The 24,802-nt window shown below is 68.8% G+C and carries 22 protein-coding genes and 2 pseudogenes; 10 read left to right on the top strand and 14 right to left on the bottom strand.

Features of this window, described 5'->3' with window-relative positions; genetic code table 11:
- Together K7862_RS34610 and K7862_RS34605 are read right to left on the bottom strand one after the other, a co-directional pair.
- The coding region (locus K7862_RS34610; protein WP_222969282.1) for an AlbA family DNA-binding domain-containing protein at positions 1-452 on the bottom strand (452 nt) is incomplete at its 3' end.
- A 312-nt stretch (positions 453-764) separates the two neighbouring features.
- Complete coding sequence (locus K7862_RS34605) at positions 765-1,580, bottom strand: 8-oxoguanine DNA glycosylase OGG fold protein (protein WP_222969280.1); 816 nt, start codon at positions 1,578-1,580, stop codon at positions 765-767.
- Positions 1,581-2,381: 801 nt separating this feature from the next.
- Between K7862_RS34605 and K7862_RS34600 the strand changes: the two genes are divergently transcribed.
- Positions 2,382-3,038, top strand: a complete 657-nt coding sequence (locus K7862_RS34600) for a tetratricopeptide repeat protein (RefSeq protein WP_222969278.1) — start codon at positions 2,382-2,384, stop codon at positions 3,036-3,038.
- 398 nt (positions 3,039-3,436) lie between these two features.
- Here the strand turns inward: K7862_RS34600 and fxlM are convergent.
- Both fxlM and K7862_RS38045 read right to left on the bottom strand, forming a co-directional pair.
- Positions 3,437-4,881, bottom strand: a pseudogene (fxlM, locus tag K7862_RS34595) (methyltransferase, FxLD system); the annotation flags it as partial.
- Between the two features lie 46 nt (positions 4,882-4,927).
- Positions 4,928-5,362 (bottom strand): endonuclease domain-containing protein, encoded by a 435-nt coding sequence (locus tag K7862_RS38045; RefSeq protein ID WP_262414259.1) that lies wholly within the window; start codon positions 5,360-5,362, stop codon positions 4,928-4,930.
- A gap of 564 nt (positions 5,363-5,926) precedes the next feature.
- On the opposite strand from K7862_RS38045, the gene K7862_RS34585 reads away from it, so the two are divergent.
- The 5 genes from K7862_RS34585 to K7862_RS34565 all read left to right on the top strand — a co-directional run bounded on the left by K7862_RS34585 (position 5,927) and on the right by K7862_RS34565 (position 9,380).
- The gene (locus K7862_RS34585) at positions 5,927-6,205 is read left to right on the top strand and encodes a hypothetical protein (protein ID WP_222969275.1); all 279 of its coding nucleotides are present in this window, start codon (positions 5,927-5,929) and stop codon (positions 6,203-6,205) included.
- A 339-nt stretch (positions 6,206-6,544) separates the two neighbouring features.
- Complete coding sequence (locus tag K7862_RS34580) at positions 6,545-6,799, top strand: hypothetical protein (protein ID WP_222969273.1); 255 nt, start codon at positions 6,545-6,547, stop codon at positions 6,797-6,799.
- 33 nt (positions 6,800-6,832) lie between these two features.
- Entirely contained in the window at positions 6,833-7,120 is a 288-nt protein-coding gene (locus K7862_RS34575) for a hypothetical protein (RefSeq protein ID WP_222969271.1), read from the top strand.
- Positions 7,117-7,494 (top strand): fic family toxin-antitoxin system, toxin component, encoded by a 378-nt coding sequence (locus K7862_RS34570; protein ID WP_222969269.1) that lies wholly within the window; start codon positions 7,117-7,119, stop codon positions 7,492-7,494. The genes K7862_RS34575 and K7862_RS34570 overlap by 4 nt, the downstream gene beginning before the upstream one ends.
- 1,052 nt (positions 7,495-8,546) lie before the next feature.
- Positions 8,547-9,380 (top strand): hypothetical protein, encoded by an 834-nt coding sequence (locus K7862_RS34565; RefSeq protein WP_222969267.1) that lies wholly within the window; start codon positions 8,547-8,549, stop codon positions 9,378-9,380.
- 257 nt (positions 9,381-9,637) lie between these two features.
- Here the strand turns inward: K7862_RS34565 and K7862_RS34560 are convergent, their stop codons facing one another.
- The 7 genes from K7862_RS34560 to K7862_RS34530 all read right to left on the bottom strand — a co-directional run bounded on the left by K7862_RS34560 (position 9,638) and on the right by K7862_RS34530 (position 16,534).
- On the bottom strand, positions 9,638-11,407 hold the full coding sequence (locus K7862_RS34560; protein ID WP_262414257.1) for an ADP-ribosylglycohydrolase family protein: 1,770 nt from the start codon (positions 11,405-11,407) through the stop codon (positions 9,638-9,640).
- 31 nt (positions 11,408-11,438) lie between these two features.
- Positions 11,439-12,122 carry a DarT ssDNA thymidine ADP-ribosyltransferase family protein gene (locus tag K7862_RS34555; RefSeq protein ID WP_222969263.1) on the bottom strand — a complete coding sequence of 228 codons (684 nt, stop codon included), beginning with the start codon at positions 12,120-12,122 and terminating at the stop codon, positions 11,439-11,441.
- A complete protein-coding gene (locus tag K7862_RS34550; protein ID WP_262414254.1) occupies positions 12,119-13,513 on the bottom strand; it encodes a 3'-5' exonuclease in 1,395 nt (464 codons plus the stop codon). The genes K7862_RS34555 and K7862_RS34550 overlap by 4 nt, the downstream gene beginning before the upstream one ends.
- A 311-nt stretch (positions 13,514-13,824) precedes the next feature.
- Positions 13,825-15,318 (bottom strand): ThiF family adenylyltransferase, encoded by a 1,494-nt coding sequence (locus tag K7862_RS34545; RefSeq protein WP_222969262.1) that lies wholly within the window; start codon positions 15,316-15,318, stop codon positions 13,825-13,827.
- Entirely contained in the window at positions 15,308-15,808 is a 501-nt protein-coding gene (locus K7862_RS34540; RefSeq protein ID WP_222969261.1) for an MPN domain-containing protein, read from the bottom strand. The genes K7862_RS34545 and K7862_RS34540 overlap by 11 nt, the downstream gene beginning before the upstream one ends.
- Positions 15,805-16,245, bottom strand: a complete 441-nt coding sequence (locus K7862_RS34535; RefSeq protein WP_222969259.1) for a hypothetical protein — start codon at positions 16,243-16,245, stop codon at positions 15,805-15,807. Before K7862_RS34535 ends, K7862_RS34540 begins: the two co-directional genes overlap by 4 nt.
- 13 nt (positions 16,246-16,258) lie before the next feature.
- On the bottom strand, positions 16,259-16,534 hold the full coding sequence (locus K7862_RS34530; RefSeq protein ID WP_222969257.1) for a hypothetical protein: 276 nt from the start codon (positions 16,532-16,534) through the stop codon (positions 16,259-16,261).
- A 126-nt stretch (positions 16,535-16,660) separates the two neighbouring features.
- Here K7862_RS34530 and K7862_RS34525 point away from each other — a divergent pair, with 126 nt between their 5' ends.
- Together K7862_RS34525 and K7862_RS34520 are read left to right on the top strand one after the other, a co-directional pair.
- On the top strand, positions 16,661-17,194 hold the full coding sequence (locus K7862_RS34525) for a helix-turn-helix domain-containing protein (RefSeq protein WP_222969256.1): 534 nt from the start codon (positions 16,661-16,663) through the stop codon (positions 17,192-17,194).
- The gene (locus tag K7862_RS34520) at positions 17,191-17,742 is read left to right on the top strand and encodes an ImmA/IrrE family metallo-endopeptidase (protein WP_222969254.1); all 552 of its coding nucleotides are present in this window, start codon (positions 17,191-17,193) and stop codon (positions 17,740-17,742) included. Before K7862_RS34525 ends, K7862_RS34520 begins: the two co-directional genes overlap by 4 nt.
- Before the next feature lie 215 nt (positions 17,743-17,957).
- Here the strand turns inward: K7862_RS34520 and K7862_RS34515 are convergent, their stop codons facing one another.
- Positions 17,958-20,648, bottom strand: a complete 2,691-nt coding sequence (locus K7862_RS34515; RefSeq protein WP_222969284.1) for a DEAD/DEAH box helicase — start codon at positions 20,646-20,648, stop codon at positions 17,958-17,960.
- Positions 20,649-20,653: 5 nt separating this feature from the next.
- A complete protein-coding gene (locus K7862_RS34510) occupies positions 20,654-20,971 on the bottom strand; it encodes a hypothetical protein (RefSeq protein WP_222969252.1) in 318 nt (105 codons plus the stop codon).
- An 897-nt stretch (positions 20,972-21,868) separates the two neighbouring features.
- Here K7862_RS34510 and K7862_RS34505 point away from each other — a divergent pair.
- On the top strand, positions 21,869-22,333 hold the full coding sequence (locus tag K7862_RS34505; protein WP_222969250.1) for an NUDIX domain-containing protein: 465 nt from the start codon (positions 21,869-21,871) through the stop codon (positions 22,331-22,333).
- A gap of 1,497 nt (positions 22,334-23,830) precedes the next feature.
- On the opposite strand, the gene K7862_RS34500 is transcribed toward K7862_RS34505, so the two are convergent.
- Positions 23,831-24,307 carry a hypothetical protein gene (locus K7862_RS34500; RefSeq protein WP_222969249.1) on the bottom strand — a complete coding sequence of 159 codons (477 nt, stop codon included), beginning with the start codon at positions 24,305-24,307 and terminating at the stop codon, positions 23,831-23,833.
- 230 nt (positions 24,308-24,537) lie between these two features.
- Here K7862_RS34500 and K7862_RS34495 point away from each other — a divergent pair.
- Positions 24,538-24,714, top strand: a pseudogene (locus tag K7862_RS34495) (transposase); the annotation flags it as partial.
- Between the last annotated feature and the right edge of the window lie 88 nt (positions 24,715-24,802).

Below are 24,802 nucleotides of genomic sequence, written 5' to 3'. Positions count from 1 at the left end.
GACAGGGTGCCGTCGCGCAGGTCGGTGGTCCCGACCACGGCGTGCGGTCCCCGGGCACTGGGGGGAACGCTGATGACCACCAGGCCGCGCGGCACGGAAGCGTCGGGATCCTCGGCGATGAAGTGGATTTCGCAATCCACGGCTGGCTCCACCCGCAGCACCAGCGTCTCGCGGTACTTCTTTCGTAGCCGGTCGGTCAGCGACTCGGGGTTGGGCTGCTGCGGGATGGAGGTGGCACGGTCCTCATACAGGCCGAGGACCAGGGTGCCGCCGGAGGCGTTGGCCAGCGCCGCGACGTCCTTGGCGAGTTCGACCTGCCAGTCGGGCTTGCGGCCGTACTGCTCGCCCTTGTAGTCCAGGTCCGCGGCCTCGACCGCACTGGGGTTCCTCAGCAGCGTCCGGTACTGGGCATAGGTGGCCTCGCCGGGTGCAGCTCCGAGCAAAGTACGCAAGCGGGCATCGAACATCCCCAGACGGTAGCGCCGAAGTAGCCGACAGCGCCCCGGATTGACGGGCCGCAAACCCGCCGGCGTCAGTGCCGAGGGTCGCACATGGGCATGCCGGCCACCACAGACAGCGCGAACGGGCAGTACTCCCACGTCCCCCCGCAGCTCGGACGTCAGCAGAACGGCCTCGCGGAGCTTCTTGCAAGGAGCAGACGCGCGGCCCGGCTGCTCGGTGGGTGTGCCGCGCGAAGGACTGCTGGCCAGTACGGCGCCCGGTCTCAGTCAGGTCGCCACCACGCTGGCCACTTTGCAGCTCTGTCAGCTGCAGATCTTCCAGGTGGTGTTGAACAGTCCGTACTCGAGCAGGTCAGGGTTTGCGTGGGAGGGCCAGCCGTTGGTTGCGGCCATCTGCCGGGCGGCGGCATCCATGAAGGAGAGATAGACCTGGTAGCGGTGGGGCGTCCACCCACCCTCTGACCACACCCAGGCGGCAACCTTCCCGTGTGGATCGTGACCAGTGTCTCGGCCGACGACTTCGGCCATCGACCGCATGCGGCCCGCCAGAACACTGTCCAAGATGAGAGGCCTTGGGCCGAGGGCGGGCGGCACCGCAGCAGCGGCGAAGTACAGGAACTTGGTGAAGAAGGCCGGTCCGAACCCGCGGACCTTGCCCTCTAGCTCGGCGTAGGCGTGCTGCGAGTCCTGTGTGCGCAGCACTGCGAGCGCACTCGCCAGCGCGGCATCGAGGCCACCGGCCCCAAGGACCGCGATCAAGGTGGTCGGCCCGCTGCCGGCGGGGGTGCCGCGCTTGCCCTTGCCCCACACATAGCTTGCGACCAGGGCCTCCCGGAGATCCGAGCGTTGCAGCGCATCGGCGACAGCCGCGGCCACCTCCTTCCGGCTGACCGTGGCGTCACCGCTGGCACTGGTCGGCGCCAACGCCGAAGGCCACGGAGTGACCGAGACCCAGCGGGCGGGGGTGTAGCGGACGGTGTGCATGCCTGGCGTTCCGTCGGCGAATTCATGCGCGTTCCGTTCCCACCACCGGATCAGCGCTTGAACGACAGCATCTGGCAGCAGCCGCACGGCCATCTCGCGGTCTACCGCGTCGGCACGCTGTTGTCTGTCGTTCATCAGCCGTCCCTCGAAAGTCCCTGCCCCGCAGTCGATTTGTCGGAGCAAGCGGCATCAGGGCACAGCGCCTCGTTGCCGTTGATCTTGACACGAGCTGCCGCCGACTAGTTCTGGCAACTCTGCCCCCAGATGTCAGGCCGCGGGGGCGAAGTGGTGCTCCCACCGTAGACCGTGATCTTGCTCATTGGACGCCGGGTCTCGGTCGAGCTCGCGTCCCTGTCGAGTGGCCCGTTCTGATGCGCTCGTGGCCTCAGCTGGGCTGGTCAGCGGTGGGTGGTGGTGCGCTCTCTGTGCCGTAAAAGCGGCCCTGTTCACAGAGGGCGTCGATCTCGGTGTTGTCCTCTTCGCTCAGTTGCGCGTCCAGGGCAGCACTGATGACGTGTCGGGCGCGGGCCAACCGTCGGGGGACATCCTAGTCGGCGATGAATTTCCCGACGGTCTGGTCGTCGGCGGTTCCGGACGCCTGGCGTGATCCGAGTCGGTCGAGAGATACCACGAACTCATTCAGGTCCTGCAGAACCGCGACGGCCTCGTCGTGCGGATCTCGCGGGAGGACATGTCCATCGGCTGATTTGACTCCAGAGTTGGTGCTCCAGCCCGGATAGTCCTGCTGGTCGGAGCCGGTCCGGGAACGGGTGCGACCACTGGTGATCATCGGCGTGTGAAGACAGAGATCAGACGGTGGCCGGAGGTCACACCATAGATCTCGTCCGCGGATGAGCGTGAAACGTGGCGGGCTGAGCGTTCACTGCCAGGCTGGCATTGGCATGATCTGTGAGTGATGGGTGTCCGCTTGCCCGCGTGCTGCTGGGCATCGCTGGGGCCGCACTGCTGGGGTGGGTACTGATGGGTTGGTGGTCTCGTCGGCGGTCGGAGCCGGTCGAGGATTTGGTGTCGGTCCGGCTACCGGCCGAACACAAGGCAGAGATGCCATCGGACACGGAGCTGACCGAGCTGGCGGCCGCGGCGGAGCAGGGCGACGACGTGGCTATGGGAAACCTGGCAGCGGTCTTGTACCGGAAGAATGACCAAGCCGGAGCGCTGCACTGGTGGAGCAAGTCGTGGGCGGCCGGGAACGTTGTCGCCGGCTACAACCTGGGCATGGTGCACGCAGAGGCCGGCGACGCGAACCGGGCGCAGGTGGTCTGGGAGAAATGCGCGGCGCTCGGCGACCCCGACGCCATGCTGGGCCTGGTCAAGCAGGCGCTTGAGCGTGGTGACCCGGTCGGGATTGAGCGCTGGGCGCCGGTGATCCTCGCGCAAGGCGAGGCCTTCCCGGTCACAGCGCTGGGCGTGGCCTTCCGGGACCGCGGCGACCTGAAGCGGGCCGAACAGGCGTTCCTGCGAGCCGAGGAACTGGGCGACGGATACGCGATGGAAATACCGGGCGCGCATCCTTGCTGCTTGGGGCCAGCACGAGGAGGCTGCAGCGCTGCATGCACGGGCGGCTACGGCTGAGCGGATGCTCTGAGATGGAGCAGCGTGGCGAGCCGGTCTAGTGGACGCCCAACCGCCTCCCTGGGGCCAGCTCCTGGTCGCCCTGCGCGAAGAACCCGCCGGCGCCATCGCCTTCCGCGTCGTGCACACGCTGCTGACCGGCCATGGCGACCTGCTTGACGACACTGCTGGTTGAAGACGGTTGAGGCCGTTCCCTGATCGCGCCGTTTCACTGCCTGATCGGCCAGTTCTGCCAGGGCTCGCACGCGGTCGGGCAGTGGCAGGTAGGCGGGGCGGCGGCGGGCGATGAGCGGGTAGCGCCGGGCTGTCTGGCCGTGCGGGTCCATGTCTCCCTGTGGGTGTGCGGCGCGGGCGGGGGCCGGTGGAGCCCGCGGGCTCCACCGGCGGGAGATCGGCTGCTACTGCCAGTCGACGACGATGCGGTTCAGCGGGGTGTCCAGGGCGAACAGGCCGGGCCGCTGCTCGGTCGCGGGGGCGTCCAGCGGCTGGATTTCGAAGGTGGCTTCGCGGCCGCGGTAGTCGCGGTCCCAGAAGCGGATGGCCTGGGCGACCTTCGCGGCCAGTTCGTCGCTGCCGGGGCCATGGCCGATGACGCCGAACTCCCAGAGCTTCCCGCCGTCCGGCGTGGTCTGCTTCGACAGGCGGCGGGCGAGGTAGGTGACGGCGCCCTTGTCGACGGCGGCGGTCGCCGACGGGTAGGGGTCGTCGGTGAGCAGCGTGCCCTTGGCGGCCGCGGGGAAGAGCATCCGGACCAGTCCGGAGGGCAGGCTGCAGGAGACGAACAGCTCCATCCACTCCGGGGACTCCATCGCCCGGACTGTCATGCCGGTCCACTCCTCCACGCGCGGCTGGTCCAGCACGCCGGCGAGCGCGTCGGCCTCGATCCCTGGGCCGGCGGGGGCCTGGAGGCGGACCTTGCCGTCGGCGCTGAGGGGGATGATGCGCCGGTCGTCGTCGGCGATGCCGCGCCGCAGCGGCATGAAGGTGTTCATCCCGCTACTGACGCTCCGCCAACGCCCGTCGCGCGGCTCGTAGGCAATGGACCTGGAGACGCTGCCCTTCAGGCGCTGGGGGACGACGAGCCGGCCGCCGGGGGCGAGCTGGTCGAGCCAGGCGTGGGGGACGCCGTGCGCGCCGACCGTGGCGATGATCCGGTTGTAGGGTCCGCTGTCGGCGTGGCCGAGGGCGCCGTCGCGGGTCAGTGCTTCGACGTGGGGGAAGCCGGCGGCGGCCAGGTGCGCGCGGGCGCCTTCGACCAGGTCCTCGTCGACGTCGATGGTGGTGACGTGACCGGCCTCGCCGACCAGTTGCGCAAGGAGCGCGGCGTTGTAGCCGGTGCCCGCGCCAAGTTCGAGAACGCAGTCACCTGGCTGGACATCCAGCTGGTCCAGCATGAGGGCGACCACCGTGGGCTGTGAGGCGCAGGAGATGGCGGTGCCGTCGTCGTCGTACTTGATGTTGATGGGGCTGTCGGCGTAGGCGTCGTCCAGGGACGCGTCGGGCACGAACAGGTGCCGCGGCACGGCCCGCAGTGCGGCTTCGACGGCGGCCGAGCGGGCGTGGCCGGCCTGGCGGATCCGGTCGACCAGAGCGTTGCGGAGCCGGGCGGCGTCAGCCCTGTTGGTGGCGAGGGTGTCGGTAGTCACCGCCCCGACGCTGGCGGCTTGCGGCGTGACCTCAGCGGAGCGCGCGGTGTTGTCGCTGGATCCCATGACTGCCTCTCGTGCGATGGTGAACAGGGCGCTGTGGTCTCCGAGTCGGAGACCGGCGCGGTGGCGTGGAAGATCACGTGGTGGGCCAGGACGGCGCGCAGGCCGCGCGTCAGTCCGGCCCCGGTGGCGAGGTAGCGCCGCCACTGTTCGCCGGGCGGTCCGACGTGCGCGAGCTGTTCAGCGTTCAAGGAGCAGGCCCCGCGCGTGCATCCGGCACCGGATCGAGGAGCAGCGCAGGGGTGGTGTGGGGCGCGGTGTCCACGCGGGGGGCGTCGGCAAGAAAGACGCGGCGGTGGAGCGATCGGGGTGGGGCCAGTACCAGCCGAACGGCGCTGCCGGGGGTGCAGCCCAGTAGGAGGCGAACCAGCACACATCGCCCCGGTGCTTGCCGCGTTCGAGCGCGCGTGCGTGGGCGGCTTCGGTGGTGTTGCAGTCGAAGCACAACAGGCCTCGAACCGAGCCCGTGACGTGGTCATGGTCGACGACCTCGGCCGGCCCCGGGCAGGTGGCACAGTGCCCGTCCTGCACGCCCAGCAGACGCCACCACACGTACCAGCGCGGAACCCGCCCCGGACGGGTCCAGCGCTCGGTCAGCGGCCCTTGTACGGGCATGGACGGCCCGCGGTGCTGCGCGGTATGGATGGGCCCCCACCCGCGTGCCGCGTCCTGGCACACCGCGGGGCCACCGATCGGACGGCGCTGGTAGTCGGCTCCGTACGGGAAGGCCGGGCGCCGGGCCAACTCCGCATCCAAGACCGCCCGGAGGGCCCGCTCGGACCGCGTCAGGACCCTGGGCGGCTCAACTGGCGGCGGCGAGGGAAACGCCCGTGCCGCAACGGCACGAGTCCACCGCTGCGACAGCCGCGCGGCCTCTGCGCTACCCCGGGGAACGGACTGCGCGAAGATGTCGGAGAAGCGCGGGGAGGAAGCAGTCGCCATGGCCGAACCGTGCCATGACGGTCCGACACATCAGCGTTAGGCCCTGTCGCGGCCTTACCAGCCAGCCCGTTACTGAGCGCCGAGTCGCTCGGTCGGGCCCGCTCGGAGATACCCTGCAAGCTCCGCTCCGGCGGCGGACGGCCAGTGGCCGATGAGTGTAGGTCAGCGCCGGCCGCCGCGGCCCACCATTCACGCGTGTACCCCCAACCTCCGCCCGTCTGCTCCTGGAGGACCCCCATGCCGCTCCGCGTCGCCCGTAGGCTCCCCGTCTTCACCGTCCACCGGGCTACGGTTCTCAACGACGCTTTGTCCCCGACCGCGCGGCTGCTGTACGTGGTGCTGCTGGCATCACCATGCGGTGACCTGCAGGACGAGCAGCTCGAGCGCTTGTCGGGGATGCAGCGTGGAAGGTTGGCCACGTACGTCGCCGAGCTGGAGGCTTACGGACTGGTCAGCATCGAGCCTGGCGAGGACGGCGAACCGGAGATTCAGGTACACGAGGAACCTGACGCCTGAACCAGGCAAGACCCGCCGGAAGGCACGTTCAAAGGCCGCCGCGACGTCGGGGTGTCGAACTTCGTGCTCCCCGGCTGGTTCGACTCGCGCTCCAGCGGAGGGTGCCTGGACCCCCTCGACGGGCTGAAGGCCCGCTCCGGCGGCTACGCGGTGAAGCAGGTCGGGGCAAGTTGCAGGCGGTAGCAGTTCACCGAGTGGAAGGTCCGCCGCGGCAGTCTGTGACCCGCACCGCCCCGTGGGGTCGGCCGCACGACCGTTCCCACCCCCGCAGGCACGGCCCGGCGGTACCTTCACGGCAGGGGGTGGGCCGTGTCTCGACGCATGAGCTGGTGGACTGAGATGGTCGTCGTTGGAGTCGTCACCAGCCTGGCGACCACCGGGGTCCTCGCGGTGCTCCGCTGGATGCTGCACTGGCCGTGGCGCACAGTCCTGACCTGGGTGTTTTACGTGTTCGCGTTCGGTGGCTTTGGTGTGATCATGATCGGCGGAGGAGCTTGGTGGTGCTGGGACGTCTGGCAGGACTGGCGTGGCAAGAACGGCACCGGAGGCAGGGCTGCGCAGCGGCGGGAACGCGCGCGTCGGCAGCGGGGCTGACGCGACGCCGGTACTGGTAGTACCGTCGGTACCATGCCAGCCACGAATGTGCCTTTCGAGCCGGACGAGCTCGACGCGATCAACCGGGCCGCGCAGGCCAGCGGGAAGAGCGCCCGGCAGTACATCAAGGACGCCGCGCTCTCCGCGGCCCTCGGCCGCCAGGAAGCGTTCCTGTCCGCGGCCCTGACCGCCGGCGAGCACACCCGCGAGGCCTTCCAGCTGCAGTTCTCCGAGACCGAAGAGCAGCGGGCGCTGCGCGCGGCTGAGGCAGCCGCGGCCCGCGAGGTGCACGACGAGGACGAGGGCCGGACGGCGGCGTGAGCGAGGACTACGAGCGGGCCGAGGTCTCCTGGCTGCTCCGGGTCGCCGAGAATGTCCAAGACGACCCGCAGGTGGACGACCTCGGGCCGCTGTTCGCCGCGGTGTGCCGGCATCAGGCCCGCGCGATGGACCGCGACGTGTACCAGTCGCTGCCGCTGAAGGCCTCGGCGCTGCTCCACACGCTGGTGCGGACCCCAGCGCTCGAGCACTCCAACCAGATGTTCGCGTGGATGGTGGCCGCGGCGTTCCTGGACGTCAACGGCTACGAGCTGTCGTACTCGCCGAAGGACGCGGCCACGCTCGTCGCCGACGTGGAAGCCGGCCGGGCGGGCGTGCAGCAGATCGCGCGGCAGCTGCGTCGCTGGCGAGCCTGACCGCCCGCCGGCGGCTCCTGGTGGTGCCCCGAAGCCCTTGTGGGGCACACCGCTGCCCCAGCTGGCTACCAGATGCTCGCCGCGCCGATGAACGCCGTGTGACCACGCCGTCCGTCGCGGGAACACCTACGACGAGGAACGGCGGGGGCGCAGTTGGCCGCCCTCGGCCTGCGCCCGCGCACCACGGCGGGACACAGGTGCTGCTCGTTCAACAGGCGATTGCTGCAGGGTGGTTTCCCGCAGAGGGAACGACGCAACACCTCGCTGCTCCGCGCACGGTCGTTGTGTGATGGCAGGAGCTCCGGGCTGAGGGACCACTCCCTCGTCGACTTACCGGGCTCTGGCTGCCGCCCGCGCTCGGGTCGTCCGACCGTTCCCTGCCTGCGGGCTGACGGCCTGCCGAAGGCTGCCCGCGTTTACCTCGTCGTGGCCCGTCCCCGTGGACCCTGCCGCGCGTACGCGGTCTGGCCGCCGTCCTTCCCGGGCGCCTGGTCTGTCGCGCCGCCCACGCTTTGACCGCGCTCGTGCCCGGCAGCGCGGCGTGGCTCGACCGCCGCGGTCCTGCGGTGAACGTCTGCTTCGCCGTCACCGGTTGCCGTGCGGCCCTAGTCCGCGGTGCTGCTATCGCGCATTGTCGGCCGCGTGACGTTCGGCTTCCTGCCTGTGGCGGTTGCTTTGCCGCCGTGGCGCGGCTCATGCGAAGGCGCCGCGGCCCTTCCGTGGCGGCTGTGCGCCGCTGTCCGACGTCCGTTTGGCCGTGCTTGTGCCGCGGCGCCCCGCGTCGCGAGTTCGATGCCCTGTAGCCACCCTGACAAGCGGTCGCGGAGAACCTGGCTCGGGTTATGGCGGTGGCCGCCTCGTTCTCGACTGGAGGCGAGCTGTCAGTGGTGGCTGGGAGTATGTCGCGCGGAGCTGTCCCCGTCCTGAGAAGGGCCCCCGTGCCGTCCATGTCTCCCGAGCAAGCCCGAGCCGACATGATCTGGTACGGCAACTGCACACCGAGGGTCCCCTACCCCGGCACAGCCCGTGCTCCGTGGGAGTGCGAGTGCAACGTGTGTAAGAAGATCATCTACCCGAACCGGAACAACGTCATGAACGGTCAGGGGGCCTGCAAATACTGCGCTCCGAACGCCCCCGTCGAACCGGATGAGGCGGTGGCCCTGATGCGCGACCACGGTTTCCGGACGCTGGTCGACTTTCCCGGCACCGGCAAGGCTTGGCTTTCTGAGTGCATCGCGGCCGGCCACCTGGTCGCGCCTCGGTATGCCAATGTCAGGGGACGCCGCGGCGGCTGCCAGTTCTGCAAGCGGCGCGGCGTCATCTCCCAGGCTGTGGCTGCAGCCGGAGCCAAGCTGCGTGAGGCAGAGGCGCTGGCCGATATGAAGTCGGCCGGGTTCCAGCCGGTTGACTTGTTCAAGGACGTCGCCTCGCCGTGGTTATCCCTTCATAGCGCATGCGGACAGCTGGTCAGCCCGAACCTCAACAATGTGCGCACCCGGGGCGCATGCTGCGAGTTCTGCGCGAAGTACGGCCTTGACCCGGACGCTCCCGCATGGCTGTACATCCTGGCCCATATGCTCTACGGGGCTTCGAAGATCGGTATCACCGGCCAGTACACCCAGGAAGACCGCGTAGCACGCTTTGAGCGTGACGGCTGGAAGCTCATCGCCAAATTGCCGTTCACCACCGGCCGGGACGCTCGTAAGGCTGAGCGGGCCGTGATCGACGCGCTTCGCCCGGAGGGCCGACGGAAAAAAGCGGGTTTCCTGATGCCCGCGCAGATGCCTGTGGGGGGCTCGACCGAGACCTTCGACGCCAGGGTAGTTCCAGCCTCTCTGCTGCTGTCGATGGCTTTGAGCTGCGGCAACCTGTCGATCGTTACCTGATGCCCGGTGAGGGGCGGAGCGCTTTGCGTTGTACGGGCCGATGGACATTGGGATGTACGCCGACACCCGCCGCTGGGCGCAGTCCTCCGTGGGAGCGGGGGAACGTGGGGCAGGGGCAGCGCCCGTCGAGCGATTCGCATGTGGGGTGATCTCACCTGCAGGTCGTACCGCCCGGGCCTACATCCCGGCGTTGCCGCGGCCCAGCGATCGATTACATAGCCCACCGGGCGGGGTCGGCCACGCTCTGCTGCAGGTTGTCAGGTGCTGGCATCCCAACGCGGTGCGCGACGGTCGCCGTCAGTTGCGAACACGATGGTGAGGTAGGGGTCGATCTGGACGCGGAACGTGCCGGTGTCTTCGTCGCCCGTCACCTTCAGGCCGTTGTCTGTGAGCAGTTGTCGTGTTCCCAGGGGGTCGGCCACGGCGATGCGCAACTGTGTGAGAGGTCCGGTCGGAGCGGTGGTGGTTGTACGGTCCTGTGCGAGTACGAGGTTGCCGTAGGAGGCCCAGGTGGGTCCGTAGCGGTCGGGGGAGAGGCTGAAGAAGTACTGAAGAGCGTCACGGACATGATCGGTGTCGGCGACCTTCAGGTAGGCCCCTTGCAGTTGTGCCCCGGCCTTGACGGCACGTGCATGTCGCCGTATCGGCTCACCCGCTACGGGATGGGGAGTGGAGTCGACGTCGAACAGTGCGGACTGTGGTGTTTCGGGACGGCGTAGGTAGAGGGTCTGCCCGTCCTCAACCACAGCGACCAGCCAGTGGTCGGCAACCTCCTTATGCGTGACTGGTTCCAGTCGTGCGCTGCGCCGGTCCGGCAGTTGCAGGACGAGTGGGATACCCGCGGCATCGGAAATGCGCTTGGCGAAGACGGCGCGCGCCCGTGCGGCCTGCTCGTGAGTGGGGGGCTGCATACGGGTCGTCTCTGGAGAGGACAGGAGGCCCTCAGCGAGGTCGACCAGCAGGGCACGATCCTGGATGGTGCGGCCGTAGCTGCCCAGCCATTCTGTGCCGAGCGCCGCGCCGAGCAGCGAACCGGTCATGGAGGCCAGCGTGTCGGTGTCGGCATTGTCCAGACGTGCGGCAGTGACCAGTCCCAGGTCCGGGCTGGAGGCCGAACGGGCAGCCAGGTACGCGGCCGCGACGGCACACAAAGTCCCCGACCCGCGTGTCTCTTTGGCGGTGAGACCCTGCCGGGTCAAGAACACCGTCGGGGCGCTGACCGCGCCTTCCTTCAACTCGCGCTGCGCAGCCAGCAGAAGCTGCTCGACTTCGGCCGTGGTCCTCAGCCACGCCCGGTCCAATCGGCCGCCGAACTGGCCGCCGGCCTGATGTTGCCAGGACTCCGGCAGCATCCGCCAGAACGGCTGATCCCACTGCTTCGCGTCATCAAGCAGCGTGTCGATCAGCCAGCCGTAGGGCAAAGGCGCGGGCTCGCGCAGGCTCACCCACAGGGCGTAGGCGTGTACCACCGCGCCGAGCAGGGCCCGTGGGTGGCCGTGGGTGGTGGCCGCGTCATGGATGACGTCCGCTGCGAGTTCGTCGAACCGCAGGTCCTGGTGGTGGATCAGGACGTGGGGGGCGATCCGCATTGCGGCGCCGTTCGCGCCGGAGGCGAAGTATCGGACCACGGCAGAAGGAGAGCCGTTCCACGGTGCGCGTCCACGGGACCAGGCGCGGCAGGCGGCTTTCACGCTGGCGCCCGCACCACGCTCATAGTCCAGGAGGAACGGCCACTCCACGCGCTCCAGCCACGCTTGCCACTGCTTACCGGCCGTCAGCCGGGCGCGTGCGACCGCGATGGTCATCTGGGTGTCGTCGCTGTAGTCGCCGGCGTTGATGTGCTCGAGGACGCGCTGTTGCCGGGAGCCCGCGAACCGGTCCCAGGCAAAATAGCCGCCCGGGCCCGACACCTCGGGCAATGGGCGGGAACGGTCGCGCCGTTCGAAGGGCCAGCCCAGGGCGTCCCCGGCCGCTGCAGCCAGCAGCGTGCCGGTGGCGCGGTCGCGCCAGGAGTGGAGGGCGAGCATATCAGTCACGGGGTCACTCTGCCAGAGTCGTTCACGGGTTGACGGGATCCTCGGCGGGGCGTCGCCCGGCCCGTACCAGGGTGCTCAGTTGGCGCTTGTCGAATAGCTCGGGCGCCACCACCATCGGCGGCGAGAACGCGCCGCTGCCCAAAAGCTCAGTCAATCGGTAGCGCTCCAACTCGGCCTGTTCCTTGGACTCAACGATCACTGCGGTGATGGCGGTCGCGGACACCGGCCCAGGGACCAGCACCTCGGCCTGATCATCGGTGGGGGCCCAAGCCGGGTGGGCGAGGGCACGCCGACGGACGAAGTTGCCCGTCACCTCCGGAGCGAACATGGCCTCGAAAGCGGCTAAGCCCTTGGCGACGCCGGCACCGCCCCCACGCGCGGCGTTGTAGGGGCAGAACCCGGTCCCCGGCAGATCCAGGAGCCGCGGATCCAAGGCGAGGACCACCCACTCCATGAAGTACTGCTCCTTGGCGCGGGCCCGGTCCAAATACCAGGCGTTGGGGTACTCGATGCTGCAGTTGATGTGGTTCAGGTAGCCGTCCAGACGCAACTCGTCGGTCGGCCGGAACCCTTCAGCGCTCTCCCGCAAGACCGCTGCCCCGCGCAGCTCACCGGTGGCCAGGATGTGCCCCAGCCCCACGGCTTTCGTGAAGTGGCACAGCCGGGTGATGCCGCGCTGCTGCGCCCGCCCCCAGATCGCACTCATGAAGAAAGACTATGGAACAGGTCTGACATCGCGTCGGGCAACAGCGTAGTCAACTGCCCGGACCGCAGGATGATCAGCTCACTCCGGGCGCGGGTGATGGCCACGTACAGCTGCCGCGCCTCCCTGGCCATGGCTTCCTCTAGCCCGTGCGCCGCGATCTCGCTCGGCTTGGGAAGTTCGTCCGCGTCGCATAACGGCAAGATCACCGAGTCGAACTCCAGGCCCTTGGCGGCCGAGTACGTGCCGTAGAAGATGCCCGGGCCCTGCGGCCACGACGTGAGATCGCGGTGGATGCGGTAGTGCCGGTGACGCGGATCCAGGTAGCGCTTGAGCACCGCCTCCTGGGCGCGGGTACGCATGAGTACCGCGACCCGCCGATCGGCGGCCAGACCGTTGGCGTAGGCGGCCGCCTGCGCCAGTTGTTCCGCCTTCGATGGCAGCGTCACGAGCGTGGGCAGTGGGCCGTCGGCGGTCGGCGTCCTGGGCGAGACCAGGTCGACCTCGTCGTGGAAGTGCGGCATCTCCGACATCGCCTGCGCCAGACGGGCGACCTGGCGACTGTTGCGGTAGTTCTGCTCGAACTCCACCTTGCCGGTCACCGAAAGTCCCAGGGAGCGCCACGACATGCGGCTGCCGTAGATCTGTTGCGCGTAGTCCCCGAAGAACGTCAGTGACCCGCCCTCAGGTATCGCCGCGGCTAGGGAGCGGATCATCTCCGGGGTGAAGTCCTGCCCCTCATCGATCACGATGTGCCGGTACATCCGAGGCCGGGTGTCGCTCTGCAGATGCGACAGCACCTGGCTGGCCGCATCATCCCAGTCCAAGCTGAGGCCCGCGGCAGTGCGCAGCGCGAGGTAGCGGCGGTACACCTCGTACACCACCGCCCTGTCCGCCGGCGCAAGCGGCCTTCCCCGGCCGATGCGTGGCACTCCGCTCAGATAAGTGGCCTCTGCGGTCACCCCGTGGCCGGTCATCCAGTGCAACTCGTCGAGGAAGAATTCCAGCGGCCGTGTTGCCACCGCCCGCTGCGTGGTCGCACGCACCTCGGTCAGAGCCTTCTCGACCAACACATCCTTGATCTTGCAGACCTGCACCGGCTGGCCCGTCACGGAACTCAGGTAGCCAAGAGCGAACTTGTGGTAACTCTCCACGGTCAGACCCGGCGCGCGAGCACCGGACGACTTCAGGTAGGTCACCAACGCCCGATTGAACGTGAGCAGCAGTGTCGGGCCGCCTATCCCGGGCGCCCCAGCCAGATGCCTGGCCCGGCGTACCGCCATCGTCGTCTTTCCGCTGCCCGCCGTGCCCAACACCACCAGATGTCCATTGGCAGCCAGGTACACGACTTCGCGCTGCTGCCCCTGCGGCTCCGGAAGATCCACCCCCACCATGGCAGCAGTATGTCGCCCGAAGGCCCAACACGCTGGGCGTTCGCACGTACTCCCTCCAAACCAACGAAGCACTGGAGTCGATCGTCTCGCAACACATTCGCGACCGGCTCGCGCACAGTCACGGGCAGGCATTCCGCGACGTCGTGCGGGCACTGATGAGCAAGCTGCCGAACGCGGTCCAGCCAGGTCAAATAGAGGCCGTCCTTGGACTTGAATTACTCGTAGATCATCGGCTTGGTGATTCCGGCGCGCGCCGCCACCCCCGCCGTTGAGCCTGCCCGGCCATGCCGTCGAGGAGAGGCTGGGGCCTGCTACAGCCCCCGCGCCTGCCTGACCGCGCCTCGAGTCGCCCGGATCCGGCTGATGAGTCTGGTGTCCGTCTGGCAGCCACACCCGGGGGAGGGGAGCCGTTCGTCGGTCATCTGGTCAGGGCGCGGCCCGAACCGCACGTCGTATTCGATGCGCCGCATGGGGCCGGTGACCAGGCCTGAACTGCGGGCGATCCAGGCGCCGGTGACCAGGCACGCGGCCTGCTGGGCGACGAACGCGGCAGAGGGCCGGTAGGTGTCACCGGGTTCCCCGGTCAGCCCGATCAGGTTGATCAGCCCGCATACCGGCTTGCCCACCAGGGGCGCCACCGTCTGCCGCTGCTCATCGGTCAGGCCCTCCAGATCGGCTTCGGTCAGCGGCTGTTCTCCGCGGGCGATGCGCTGCAGCGGGAGCCCGGTCGCCTGGTGGAGGCGTTGCTCGGCGCTCGGTGCGGTGTGGTCGGCCGTGAAGTAGCAGCGCAGGCACGGGCCGGTGGGCAGCGCTTCGTGCAGCGCGAGCGTCGTGCCGGCCGGGCCGCCGGTGCTGCCGTCCAAGGTGAGGTCGGCGTGCAGGCGTTGCAGGTCATGCCGGGCTTCCACGCTGTCCAGGCCGCCGAGGACCAGGCGCGGCCACGGCACGGCGCCTGCGTCGACGCGCTCGATGTAGTCCTGGATGGTGCCCTGGACCGGGATGACGTCGATCTGGGTTAGGTGCGTTGCGATGAGGTCGACCTTCGGTGCGCGCGCGGCCGCGTCGGCCCGGGTGCCGATGCTGTAGGAGGTGACGTTGGGGTCCTCGAAGACTTCCTTGTCCACGACGGCCAGTTCGCCGGTGGCGCGCAACAGGCCCAGGATGCTGGCGATGCCGGTGCCGATCGCACCGCATCCTCCCAGCAACACGCGGTCCAGCCGCGGCAGCGACGCGGTGGCCAGCCCGGGCTGCTCGCCCGGCAGCACCGGACAGAAATCCAGCACGGGGCGCCGGACAAATGTCCCCGCCGGCAGACCAGCCACGGTCTTGAACGCCTCACCGGTCAGTGTCGCGGCGGCCAGGACCGCGCCGAGCCCGGTCCCGGCCGCGTTGAGGCGAGGGAAGCGGTGGCCACGGTGCCGCAGCCGGACTCCGTGCCCGTCCGGCACACCGGCCACCGAGGCGTCGGCCGGCGGCCGGGTGCCCACGTGCAGGTGAAGTGCCTCACCGTGAACCGGCCCGATCCGCAGCGGGCGGTCCGGATCGATGCCGGCGGCCGCCGCCGTCAGCTCCTCGAGCAGATCCTGGTCCAGCTGCTGCGTTCTGCTGCCGGGATCCACGCTCAGCTGGATCGGCCACCGGCGCAGGTTGCACACCAGGACTCGGAGGGTCTCGACGCTTCCGGGTAGATGCGCCTCGGCACTCAGATGGACCCGGCTGTTGCGCAGCCGGGCCAGCAGGGCACCGTTGGTGACACCCGCGGCGCGGCCGCCCAGCAGCACACTGCGGCTGTAGTCAGTACTCATCGACACCCTCGGCGTCGAACACCACGGTGCGCGCCGATGGCAGGCCGGCGCCGACGAACGGGACGGGACACAGCTGCCAGTCCCCTTCGAAGCGCCACCATCCCCACGAGGCCGGATCGGCGGGTGGGCTGGCGTAGTTGGGGATGACGGCGCTGACGAAGCCCGGCACCTGCAGCGAGTACATGCGGTCGGTCTGCGACAGGAACGCTTCTCGCGGATGCGAGTGGATCATCGCCCGCACCTGGTAGGACCGCTGTTCGGCGTAGGTGAACAGCCGGTCGTAGGCGGCCGCGCTCACGACGAACCGACGGGAACTGCGTTCGATGCCCACCTGTCCGGTCACCGCGACGACGGTGACCCCCGGAGCGGACCGCTTGGTCAGCAGCAGCGCCCCGGTCTCCCGGTCGGCCAGCCCGTGCTCCTCGACGGCAGCAACCACGGGGTCGAGCGCGCCGGTCGGCAAGATCAGCATCTCCTGGCTGGTGATCACGCTGCGCGCCTCCCGTTCTCGCGGTCGATGTCGTCCTGGATGTTGTGCAGTACGTACAGGAAGGGGTTGCCGGTGCCGCGCCATGCGTGCGGTCCGACGGCCCACTCGGCATGCAACTGCTGGCCTTCGGCGGTGAACGGCTTGCACACGTCGCCGGGGGAGGGGCGGTAACCACCCGCGGCGGGCCACGCCCCCGGACCACCCGGTCCGGCGCCGATGGCTTCGACGAAGATCACGGACGGTGGACGGCCCGGGTAGACCGTCCAGTGGATCCGCACGACGAACGGGGACAGCCCGCCTTGGCGCGGCCGCACCTCGGCCCAGAACAGGCCGGGGTCGTCCTGGCCGCGGTGGTGGAGATGCCCGGCGGCCTCGGCGAGGAACTCCTCGACCGCCGGGACGTCGTCCTCCAGCCGCAGACGGCTCTCGAGGTCCACGACCGGCTCCGGCCTAGCCGTTGGTGGTCTGCGTACGCAGACCCAGGTGCAGGGCCTCCGCGTGGCCGGCCAGCTGCCGGACGGTCTGGTCGGGCGGGACCTCGTGCCCGCTGTGGAACAGAAAGTAGCGGGTCGTGCCGTCCTGGACCGTGCCGAAGGCGGTGAGCGCGTCGGACAGGACGGTCGCGGCCGTGGTCTCCGGCGCGTACTCGTGCACGTATGGCTTCGTCGCGAGGGCGAAGTCCACCGTCGTGCGGATCTGGTGCGGGTGCTCGTGCTGCGGGGCCACGCCGACCTCCTAAGGTCTGTTCAGTCGCCCTGCCGTGAATCAGCAAAGCGTCAATGCTCTAAGCATGAGGCTTGCGATCTTCCCCAGTCAAGCGTCATCGGTGATTCGCTGCGCTACGCTGCCAACATGAGCCCCCACCGCAGCCAGCTCCCCCTACCGGAGCCGGACCCCACAGGCCCGGATGCAGTCGAGCAGTTCGACATCGCCGAGCTCGGCCGGATGCTCAAAGACCAGCGCGGCTCACTGTCCCTGCGGCAGGCCGCAGCCGAGGCCGGCGTCAGCTTCAGCACGTTCACCCGCGTCGAAGCCGGAGCCCAGCCCGACCTGGCCACCTTCACCCGCCTGTGCGCCTGGCTCCAGGTCCCGGCCAGCCGCTTCTTCACCCCCGGGGTCACCCGCGAGATCTCGCCCCTGGACCAGGCCATCACGCACCTTCACGCCGACCCCCGGCTCACCGGCGACGCGGCAAGCAAGATCACCTCCGTCCTCCGCGACCTCTACCAAGCACTCGCCCAGGAGACCGCTCCCGCCAAGCCCGCCCTCGCCTGCCACCTGCGCGCCGCCCCGATGCTGCGCCCAGGAGTGCCCCAACGACTGGCCGACCTTCTAACCGACATGCACACCGGACTTGAGCGGCTCGCCGAGGCAGGTGACCTGTGACCCTCCCACGAGGCTTCAAAGCCAACGCCGAACGAGAGGCCGTACGCCTGCGCCGCGAACTCCACCTCAGTGACACCGAGGCCCTCGACGTCGACGATCTCGCTGCCCACCTCGACGTCAAGATCGTCAGCGCCGACAAGCTCGTCGACCGCAGCCGCCTGGAAGAACTCGAACGCCTCCAGGCCTATGCCTTCTCCGCCGCCACCTTCCAGGTCGCCGGCAAGAACATCGTCGTGACCAACCCACTGCGCAGCCCGCAGCGGCGGGCCAGCGATGTAGCCCACGAGCTCTCCCACCTCGTCCTTGACCATGACCTCACCGAGGTCCGCGAAGTCAGCGGTATGCCGTTTCGCACCTGCCGCCCGGACGAGGAGGAGCAGGCAACCGCCTTCGGCGGAACGCTCATGCTGCCCCGCCCCCTGCTACTGAGCGCCGCCCGACGGCAGTGGGGGCCCACCGAGATCGCCGAACGCTACGGCGTGACGGAGGAGATGGCCCGCTACCGCTACAACAGCACCGGCGTGGCCAAGCAAGCCCGAAGCCGGTAGCACAGCCGGGATACCTCGGCGCTATCGAGCTAGGAGCCCCAGGGCACCGCATGAGCCGGGACAGTAGCCGCCACAGGGCGGAGCCGCCCCGCCAGGATCTGCCGGCCTGTCTGAGGCACGCCGCGAACAGGGCGCCAAGGCGACTTCAGCCCAACACCCCGGCCTGCTGCCGCGGTCAGCCGGCGCGACCCGCTGGGAGCGCAGAGCACCCCAACTCAGGCCCAGACGACGCCCAACTCTCGCAACGCATCTTGCTGCTCGCCCGTGAGCTTGTCGCGTCGGCTTTTGGTGTTGGAGATCCACACTCCGAGCTTCACGGCCACCGGTTCCGCTTCGCCGTCGATGGTGATTGTCTCGCTGTGGCCTCGGGGTACGGGCCGGCTGGCGCCTTCCCGCTCCATCCACTGCGTGAGGGCCGTCAGACCGCGTTGGAACGCCTGTGCGGCCGCGCCGGTGTCCTTGGGCCCGTTCTTGCCTGCAGGGGCGACAGGCGGTCTCTGGGCGGGGTGCACGCCGAGTCTGGTCAGGCGTTCCTGCTGCTCGGGACGGAGCTGCGCCCAGGTGGCGGGCTGCTTCTGCCTGTGGAGCCATTTGCCGAGGTCGTCGCCGTCCCACATCACGCCCGGTTCGATGTCGGGCAGAGTGCCGCCGGGTTCGGTTGCGGCGATGTCGGCGAGGACGCGGTGGTGGCGTTGCCAGTCCAGCGACCAGGGGCAGGCCCAGTCTGGGTCGATCGCCGCCAGCTGCTCCGCGCGCTCGGTCGCCCGCTCCGGGTTCTTGCCGAGGCCGTCTTTGCGGCGCAGGTTGGCCATGTGCTGTCCGATGGGCACCATCGCCTCGCCCTCGCCCCATACGGCGTCCTGCCGGGGGGCGAGGTGTCCGGTGGCCTGGCGGTAGGAGCGGAGCGTGGCGAGCTTGTTCTCCCAGGCCTCCTGGCCGGGCTCCCACACCATGCCTGCCTCGGGTGCGTCGAGCAGCTCTTTGCGGTGCGGGTCCAGCTCGCCGGTGCGCAGGGCTTTGCGCTGCTGGTGCACCCATCGCCCCAGGGGGAAGTCCGCGGTGACGCCCACAGGGGTCTCGGTGTCGTAGGGAACAGCGTGCACGCCAGTGATGCCGTTGTCCTTCCGCCAGCGGATGAGGGCCTGGTAGCCCTCCAACCACACCAAGCTCTCGGGCCGGTAGACGCGGGCGCGCAGGAACGCTGCGATGGTCGCCGCGTCGCGGGGGGAGGAGAAGTTCAGCAGCGCCGACTCGGCTGGGGCCTGCGTGTCGTCCTGCTCCCGCTCCTCGCCGTCACCTTCGCCGCCGGCGCCGATGATCCGGCCGTCCGCGTCGCGTTGCACGTGGACCTTGCGCTGCTCCCGCACCCGGGTCAGGGCGCGGGAAGCCAGCTGCTCTACGAGGCGTTCATCGTGGCTGCGTAGCCCTTGGAGCACGGCCACGAGCGGTCGAAAGCTCGCGGAGGCGACCATGTCGTCCGGGTCCTCCCCGGGCTCCAGGAACACGGGGATCAGGATGCGCGCGACCTTCGTGGATCCGTCCTTGTTGAGGCGTAGGGCCCTGCCGATGTTCTGGACGATCTCCACCTGGGAGCCGCGGGTGTCGGCGAAGCAAATCGCCTCCACGCCCCGCTCGCCGGAGATGTCCACACCTTCCCCGAGCACGCGAACGCTGGACAGGAACGCCCGGTGCACCCGTCGGTTGCCGGCGTCGATGCCGTTGGCGAACTGCCTGATAACCTCACGCCGCTCGGCCACGAAGTGGTCGCCGCACAGCCACGCCGACCACACACGGTCCGGGGGTACGTGGCGGCCGGCCTCCAACTCATAGAGCTCCGCGTCGATCGACGACGCCGGGAGCTCCATCACCTTCTTGTCGGTCTCCGCCAGCTCTTCATCGCTCATCTCGGTGGCGTAGAGCTCGGCAGCGGTCTCGGGCAACTTCTCCGCGAACGCCTGTGCCTCCTCGACCCGCTGGTGGAACAGCATGACGGTGTGCAGGTTGTAGGCGGCGGCGTGTTCCAGGAGCGCGGTCTGCAGCAGCGCAAGGCGCCGGCCGCGCAGCGCTTCCTCCGACAGCCCGAGGATCGGGGAGGGGTCGCGGATCTCCAGAACATCGATCTCGAACCCAGCCAAGATCTCCCGCTCGATCGCCTCCGACAGCCCCAGCTCCGCCCCGGGAAGCCACGCCCCGAACGTCCCATCCGGGTCGTCGGCCATGCTCGCGATCACCAACTCCTGACCGTCCGCGCCCCTCTGCGGCCGCGGCGCGGCAAGGATCCGCGGAGTCGCGGTCAGATAGAGCCGGAAGTCCGCCGGGATCCGGGCATTGTCGTGGATCGCCGCCCACGGCCGCCCCAGATCACCAGCCGTCCCATGCGCCTCGTCCACGATCGCCAGATCGAAGCCGCCCATACGCTGCCCGTACAGCCGCTCCCCGCCCGCCAGCGCCGCCTCCAGCGGCCCCCGCACCTTCTCCCAGCCGGTCATGTCCTCCGGGTCGACCCGGTCCACCAGCGAAGCGTACGTAGCGAACACCACCACCGGACCCTCCGCTGCCCACAAGGCAAGCTGGATGGGATTGGTGGTGGTGCGCACCCCCAACCCCTCCAGGACCTCGTCACCAGCCAGCGAACACACCGCGACCATCGGCGCGCGGTGCCCCACCCGCCGCCAGACCTGCGCGGTCTGCACCAGCAAGTCCAGCGTCGGGACGGTCACCAGGATCCGACCGCCCGGAAAGCACTCCAGCGCACTCGCCGCCGCCGTGATCGTCTTCCCGGAGCCGGTCGCGGACACGATCGTCCCTCGCGCCCCCCGGACAGGAACAGAGGATCTTGCAGGAAATCCCACCCACGCCCGAACGCTTGCCTTCTGGACTACTTGATGCTGGCGGAGGCTGATCACGGTATTCAGCTCTCCCTCTTCCGCAAAGCGAGCATGCTTTTCCACCACGAGCTCATCGAAGCCCGGGCTCCTTCAGAGGCAGGAGGCATGGGGTACCTGACCCGCCCGCCACACGCGGGCAACTCATCCTCGAAATCGCAGGCCGCCACGGCCTTGAAGCCCCCGCGCCACAACGCCTCGAACACATCCGCGACAGCCGCCACCACATCAGCCGGCGATCCTGCCAGCGCCTCACACTCCAGCACAGTCGGCCATTCAAGGAAGTCGAACCGATGAGCGTTCCTCTCCGTGACGTAGCCGTTGCGCGTGCCGTAGACCCGCACCGGCCCCACCGCCAGATGCCGCTCCCCACGATCAAGTACTGGAGCCGGGCGATGACCCGTGGGCTTCCCCCAGCGTCGACGTAGACCGAGGCGTGCTCATAACGGTCCCCCGGCCCGGAAACCGAAGACCCCAGGTCATCTTCCATGCGATCCATCCGAAAAAATGACACCCTTGCTTTTCTGCCAACTTTACATGCTGCATCAAGTCTCTTTGGTGCCCATCCCGAAGCCGGTACCCTCAGCGCACCTCTTCCACCCCGGCGGCCGGCCGCCCCACCTCCCCGTGGATCAGCCCCTGGCCGGCCGCTATCGTCTCGCCAGCGTCGACCCGTTCAGGGGCGACGAGAGACCGGGAGAGGCTGTTATGGGATTGGTTCAGCAGTGGGGGCGCAAACGCATGACCAAGGGTGCGATCGCTGCTCGAGAGCGGGGTGACAGCACGTACGTTCACACACTGGCCACACCTAGTGAGGAGATACGACGCAGGTACATCACAGTCATCGAGTCCACGGGCTGGAAGGTCGCCAGCGTTGAGGAGAACCCGGACACGCCCCGGACTGGCTGGACCCTGACGTTCCGTCGAGCCGACGCGGCAAGCCAGACACCCTCTCAGGCGTAGCCGGGCACACCGGCCACCAAGCCGCATCCGGATCGGCCTGCGACACGCTCCTCACCCCCACCCTGACCCGGTCATCCTGCCCAGCCGACCCGGCATCTCGGTCTAGAGGGCGTCGAGGAGCTCGGGGAGGGGCCAGGCCGGGTCGGGGGTCCACATTGATCGTCGGCGGACCGAGCGGAAGGGCCAGCTCATATTGACGCATCGCGGGCCTGCTGCTCACGACCGAGCAGCAGGGAGAAGGGCATCGTCGAAGCCCTCTTCCTCGGTATGGTCCGGCCATGAGAACGCGTCACAAGGCGCACGCGATCCTCCTGGACGCCGGACAGCTCCTTGTTCTGCAACGCGGCTGGCCCGGTGGCACCACGTATTGCACAGCCGTCGGAGGGACGATCGAGCCCGACGACGTCGACGTTATCGCCGGCCTTCGCCGTGAGGTCATGGAAGAGGTCGGAGCCGAGATCGGCCCGCCTAACGAGGTGCTCACTCTCACCGAGTCCGGCCCACCGGTCACGGTCGTCCGCCACTTCTATACGGCCCAGGTGATCAACCGGGACCCTGATCGACGGTATGGCCCGGAGCTTGCTGATCCCGATGCCGGCACGTTCAGTCTCGTACGAGTTGCGCCCACCGCGGATGCCGTCACGGCCCTCAATCTTCAGCCTCCCGAGCTCGCGGCTTACGTCCTCACCAACCTTGTGACGCCGGCCGAACAGTCACCGAAGGGGACTTTGCCCCCGCCATAAGGGGAGGACGGGGACGCGGCAGCGGCGGAGCTGCAGTGCGCTGCCCTTGTGCGCGGGGTGGGACATGCTGGTTTCTCCAGTTCCTTAATGGGGTGCTGGTGCCGGGACGACGGCGCATTCTTGGCGAGAGCAGCTGGCCGGCCTGGTGTGACTGTTGTCGTGTGCCTGGGTGGGGAAGAGAAGGCGTGGTCGTGGTGAGGGATCGGCATGTGTGGGGTCTGGCATTGGGCAGGTTTGTCCTGCGCGTGGGGTTTCTCACGCTGACCAGCCCGTGGTGGCTCGGTGAGGGCTGGGTCCACGGGTGCGGTGCCTCACTGCTTCCGGCCGCGGGTATCACAACTTTTTTGGTGGTCGCTGAGTGGCATGACCGACGGAGGGTCAAGCGTCATGGGTCGTGACGGAGCCGCTGGGGCCGCGTAGGGGGCGGTACCTTGGGCGGACGCGGCGGCCCCATAGGCTAGGTGGCGGGCTGTCCTTGTGCGGGAGTGCCGCCGCCCTCGGGCGTCATCAGGGTGGGGTTGAAGGGGGAGGTGACGCCTTGCGCCGGCACGACTTGGGAGCGCCGGTCGTGACTGCCGTCTGCGGGGCCACCCTGGAGGCTTGGAACGGCATGCGATGGAGTCACGCCCTGGCCATCGGCGTGGGTGTCTTCTTGGCCAGCCTGGCCGGCGTCCGACTCGGGCACAGGTGGACTAGTCGCCAGGAGGGCGACCAGCGGGACCTGTAGTCATCCTCTCCCTGACCAGGACTTCCAGGCGTAGTGTCTGGCCATGAAGCACAGGGGGCAGCCTCGGGAGTCGTTCGCAGAGCTGCGGAAGAGCCCCAGAGAGCTGTACGCGGCTTGGCGGGGCGATCTGCCGCTCCCGGAGCACCTCGCGTCTAAGCACCGGCCGCTCGACCCGCTGCGGGGCGCTATAGCGATGGCGGTGTTTCCGGCCGGGTTCCTGGCGGGGGCTGTCGGTCCTTCCGGTTGGCTTTGGTGGCAGCGGGTTCTCGGGTTCTTGACCGGCCTTGCTCTCAGCGTCTATCCGACCTTGCTGCTCATCGGGCACTGGCGCTTGTGGCGGCGTCGGGCTTCCGGCGATCCGAGTTGAATCTGACTGTCCGCATCATTTGTCGAACGAGCCTGACAGAGACCTTTGGGGGGATGGTGGTTAAGCGAGGTTCGTGGCTGCCGGTGCTGGGTATCGGCGTCGTGTTCTGGGGCTTCGGGGCGCTGGGTAAGTACGCCTTGTCTCACGAGGCTTGGGGGCATGCGGTGCTTGCCGGGTGCCATACGGGATGTACGCGGCGGTGGCAGCTGGAGCTACGGCCCGTACCCAGGCTCTTCGTGACCGGCGCCGCCAGGCCCGCACTCCAGGCCCGCTGGCGCCACTGCCACCAGGCGTTCCGGGGTCCGTACAGCCCAGCCACGGTGAGCGCAGTGGGGCGAGCACAGATGGCTAATGGCGCCAGCTGACCCTTCCCGTCGTTCCGAATGCCCCGCCTGGAGACTGGTTACCGCGATGACCAGGGAACACGCTTCTGCTGGCCAGCCGGGCGGACGTCGATAAGATCGAAGCCATCCTCGTGGCGCAGGAGATGTCGGACCTGCCCCAGGCCGGAGTCACGGACGAACCCGACCCACCCTTGCGTGGTCGCGTGTCGAAGAAGCCACCCGACGACCTCCATCGTCACCCCGAAGTCATCCTCGTGGACGCACGTCCGAACGGTCAGGGCCCACGGTTCGCTGCCGTCCAGGTTCGGCCTGTCTGTCGCACGGACCAGCAGGGAGACATCGGCGCCGTCGAACGAGTGGCTCGCCGAGCCACCGTCGAAGGCCTGCCAGGGACCGCCCCATGACTCCCAGTCGGTCGACTTCAACTCTGTCGGCATGTCCGCTTGCCCCAGGAGCCACCTCAGTTCCAGAAGCGCCGGCTCGGGCAGGTCCGGTGGCAGGTCCACCGCCAGGAACAGGTCGTAGTAGTCACTCACGTCAGGGACCCTAGCCCCAACCGCTGAAAGCATTTTGCGGGCCTGGCAGACCCCTGCGAAGCCCGATGCTCTCAAAACACGTGAACATCGGTCGGGGGCTTCATCAGAAGTGAACGAAGCCACCCGCGGCCTGGACTATGTCCGTTGCACCCTGAGTTGACTGCGGGGATCGTTCATAGCCCGGGCCCGCGATGATGATCCCCGAAGCGCATCGCGGGCCCCAACCGTTCGAGTCCAGCGAACGACTCGGCCGCCGACGATGGGTCACCGAACGAACCATGTCCTGGCTCACCGGCTACCGTCGGCTGAACCACCGCTATGAACGCCACCCTCGCAACTACGTGGCCTTCCTCGGCCTCGCGGCCGCCCTGTGCTGCTGCAAACGGCTCGTGCGCCTCACCACATAGGACACGGTCTTAATGTTTCCAAGTCTCGCCGTCCTCGTCACTCGCCAACTCAAGCGCCACGAGGAAGCGTCCGAGCACCCCCTTTCGG

Origin of the sequence: Actinacidiphila acidipaludis (assembly GCF_019890725.1) — a bacterium.
Classification (GTDB): Bacteria; Actinomycetota; Actinomycetes; order Streptomycetales; family Streptomycetaceae; genus Actinacidiphila; species Actinacidiphila acidipaludis.
The sequence above is the reverse complement of the archived record's forward strand: the minus strand, read 5'-3'. Positions and strand labels throughout refer to the sequence as shown.

What these genes read in the sequence shown, in the direction of transcription:
- K7862_RS34505 (WP_222969250.1), top strand. Translation starts at nt 21,869, where the DNA reads ATGAGAACGCGTCACAAGGCGCACGCGATCCTCCTGGACGCCGGACAG.
- K7862_RS38045 (WP_262414259.1), bottom strand. Translation starts at nt 5,362, where the DNA reads ATGCCCGTACAAGGGCCGCTGACCGAGCGCTGGACCCGTCCGGGGCGG.
- K7862_RS34585 (WP_222969275.1), top strand. Translation starts at nt 5,927, where the DNA reads ATGCCGCTCCGCGTCGCCCGTAGGCTCCCCGTCTTCACCGTCCACCGG.
- K7862_RS34525 (WP_222969256.1), top strand. Translation starts at nt 16,661, where the DNA reads ATGAGCCCCCACCGCAGCCAGCTCCCCCTACCGGAGCCGGACCCCACA.
- K7862_RS34545 (WP_222969262.1), bottom strand. Translation starts at nt 15,318, where the DNA reads ATGAGTACTGACTACAGCCGCAGTGTGCTGCTGGGCGGCCGCGCCGCG.
- K7862_RS34575 (WP_222969271.1), top strand. Translation starts at nt 6,833, where the DNA reads ATGCCAGCCACGAATGTGCCTTTCGAGCCGGACGAGCTCGACGCGATC.
- K7862_RS34560 (WP_262414257.1), bottom strand. Translation starts at nt 11,407, where the DNA reads ATGCTCGCCCTCCACTCCTGGCGCGACCGCGCCACCGGCACGCTGCTG.
- K7862_RS34555 (WP_222969263.1), bottom strand. Translation starts at nt 12,122, where the DNA reads ATGAGTGCGATCTGGGGGCGGGCGCAGCAGCGCGGCATCACCCGGCTG.
- K7862_RS34550 (WP_262414254.1), bottom strand. Translation starts at nt 13,513, where the DNA reads ATGGTGGGGGTGGATCTTCCGGAGCCGCAGGGGCAGCAGCGCGAAGTC.
- K7862_RS34580 (WP_222969273.1), top strand. Translation starts at nt 6,545, where the DNA reads ATGGTCGTCGTTGGAGTCGTCACCAGCCTGGCGACCACCGGGGTCCTC.
- K7862_RS34605 (WP_222969280.1), bottom strand. Translation starts at nt 1,580, where the DNA reads ATGAACGACAGACAACAGCGTGCCGACGCGGTAGACCGCGAGATGGCC.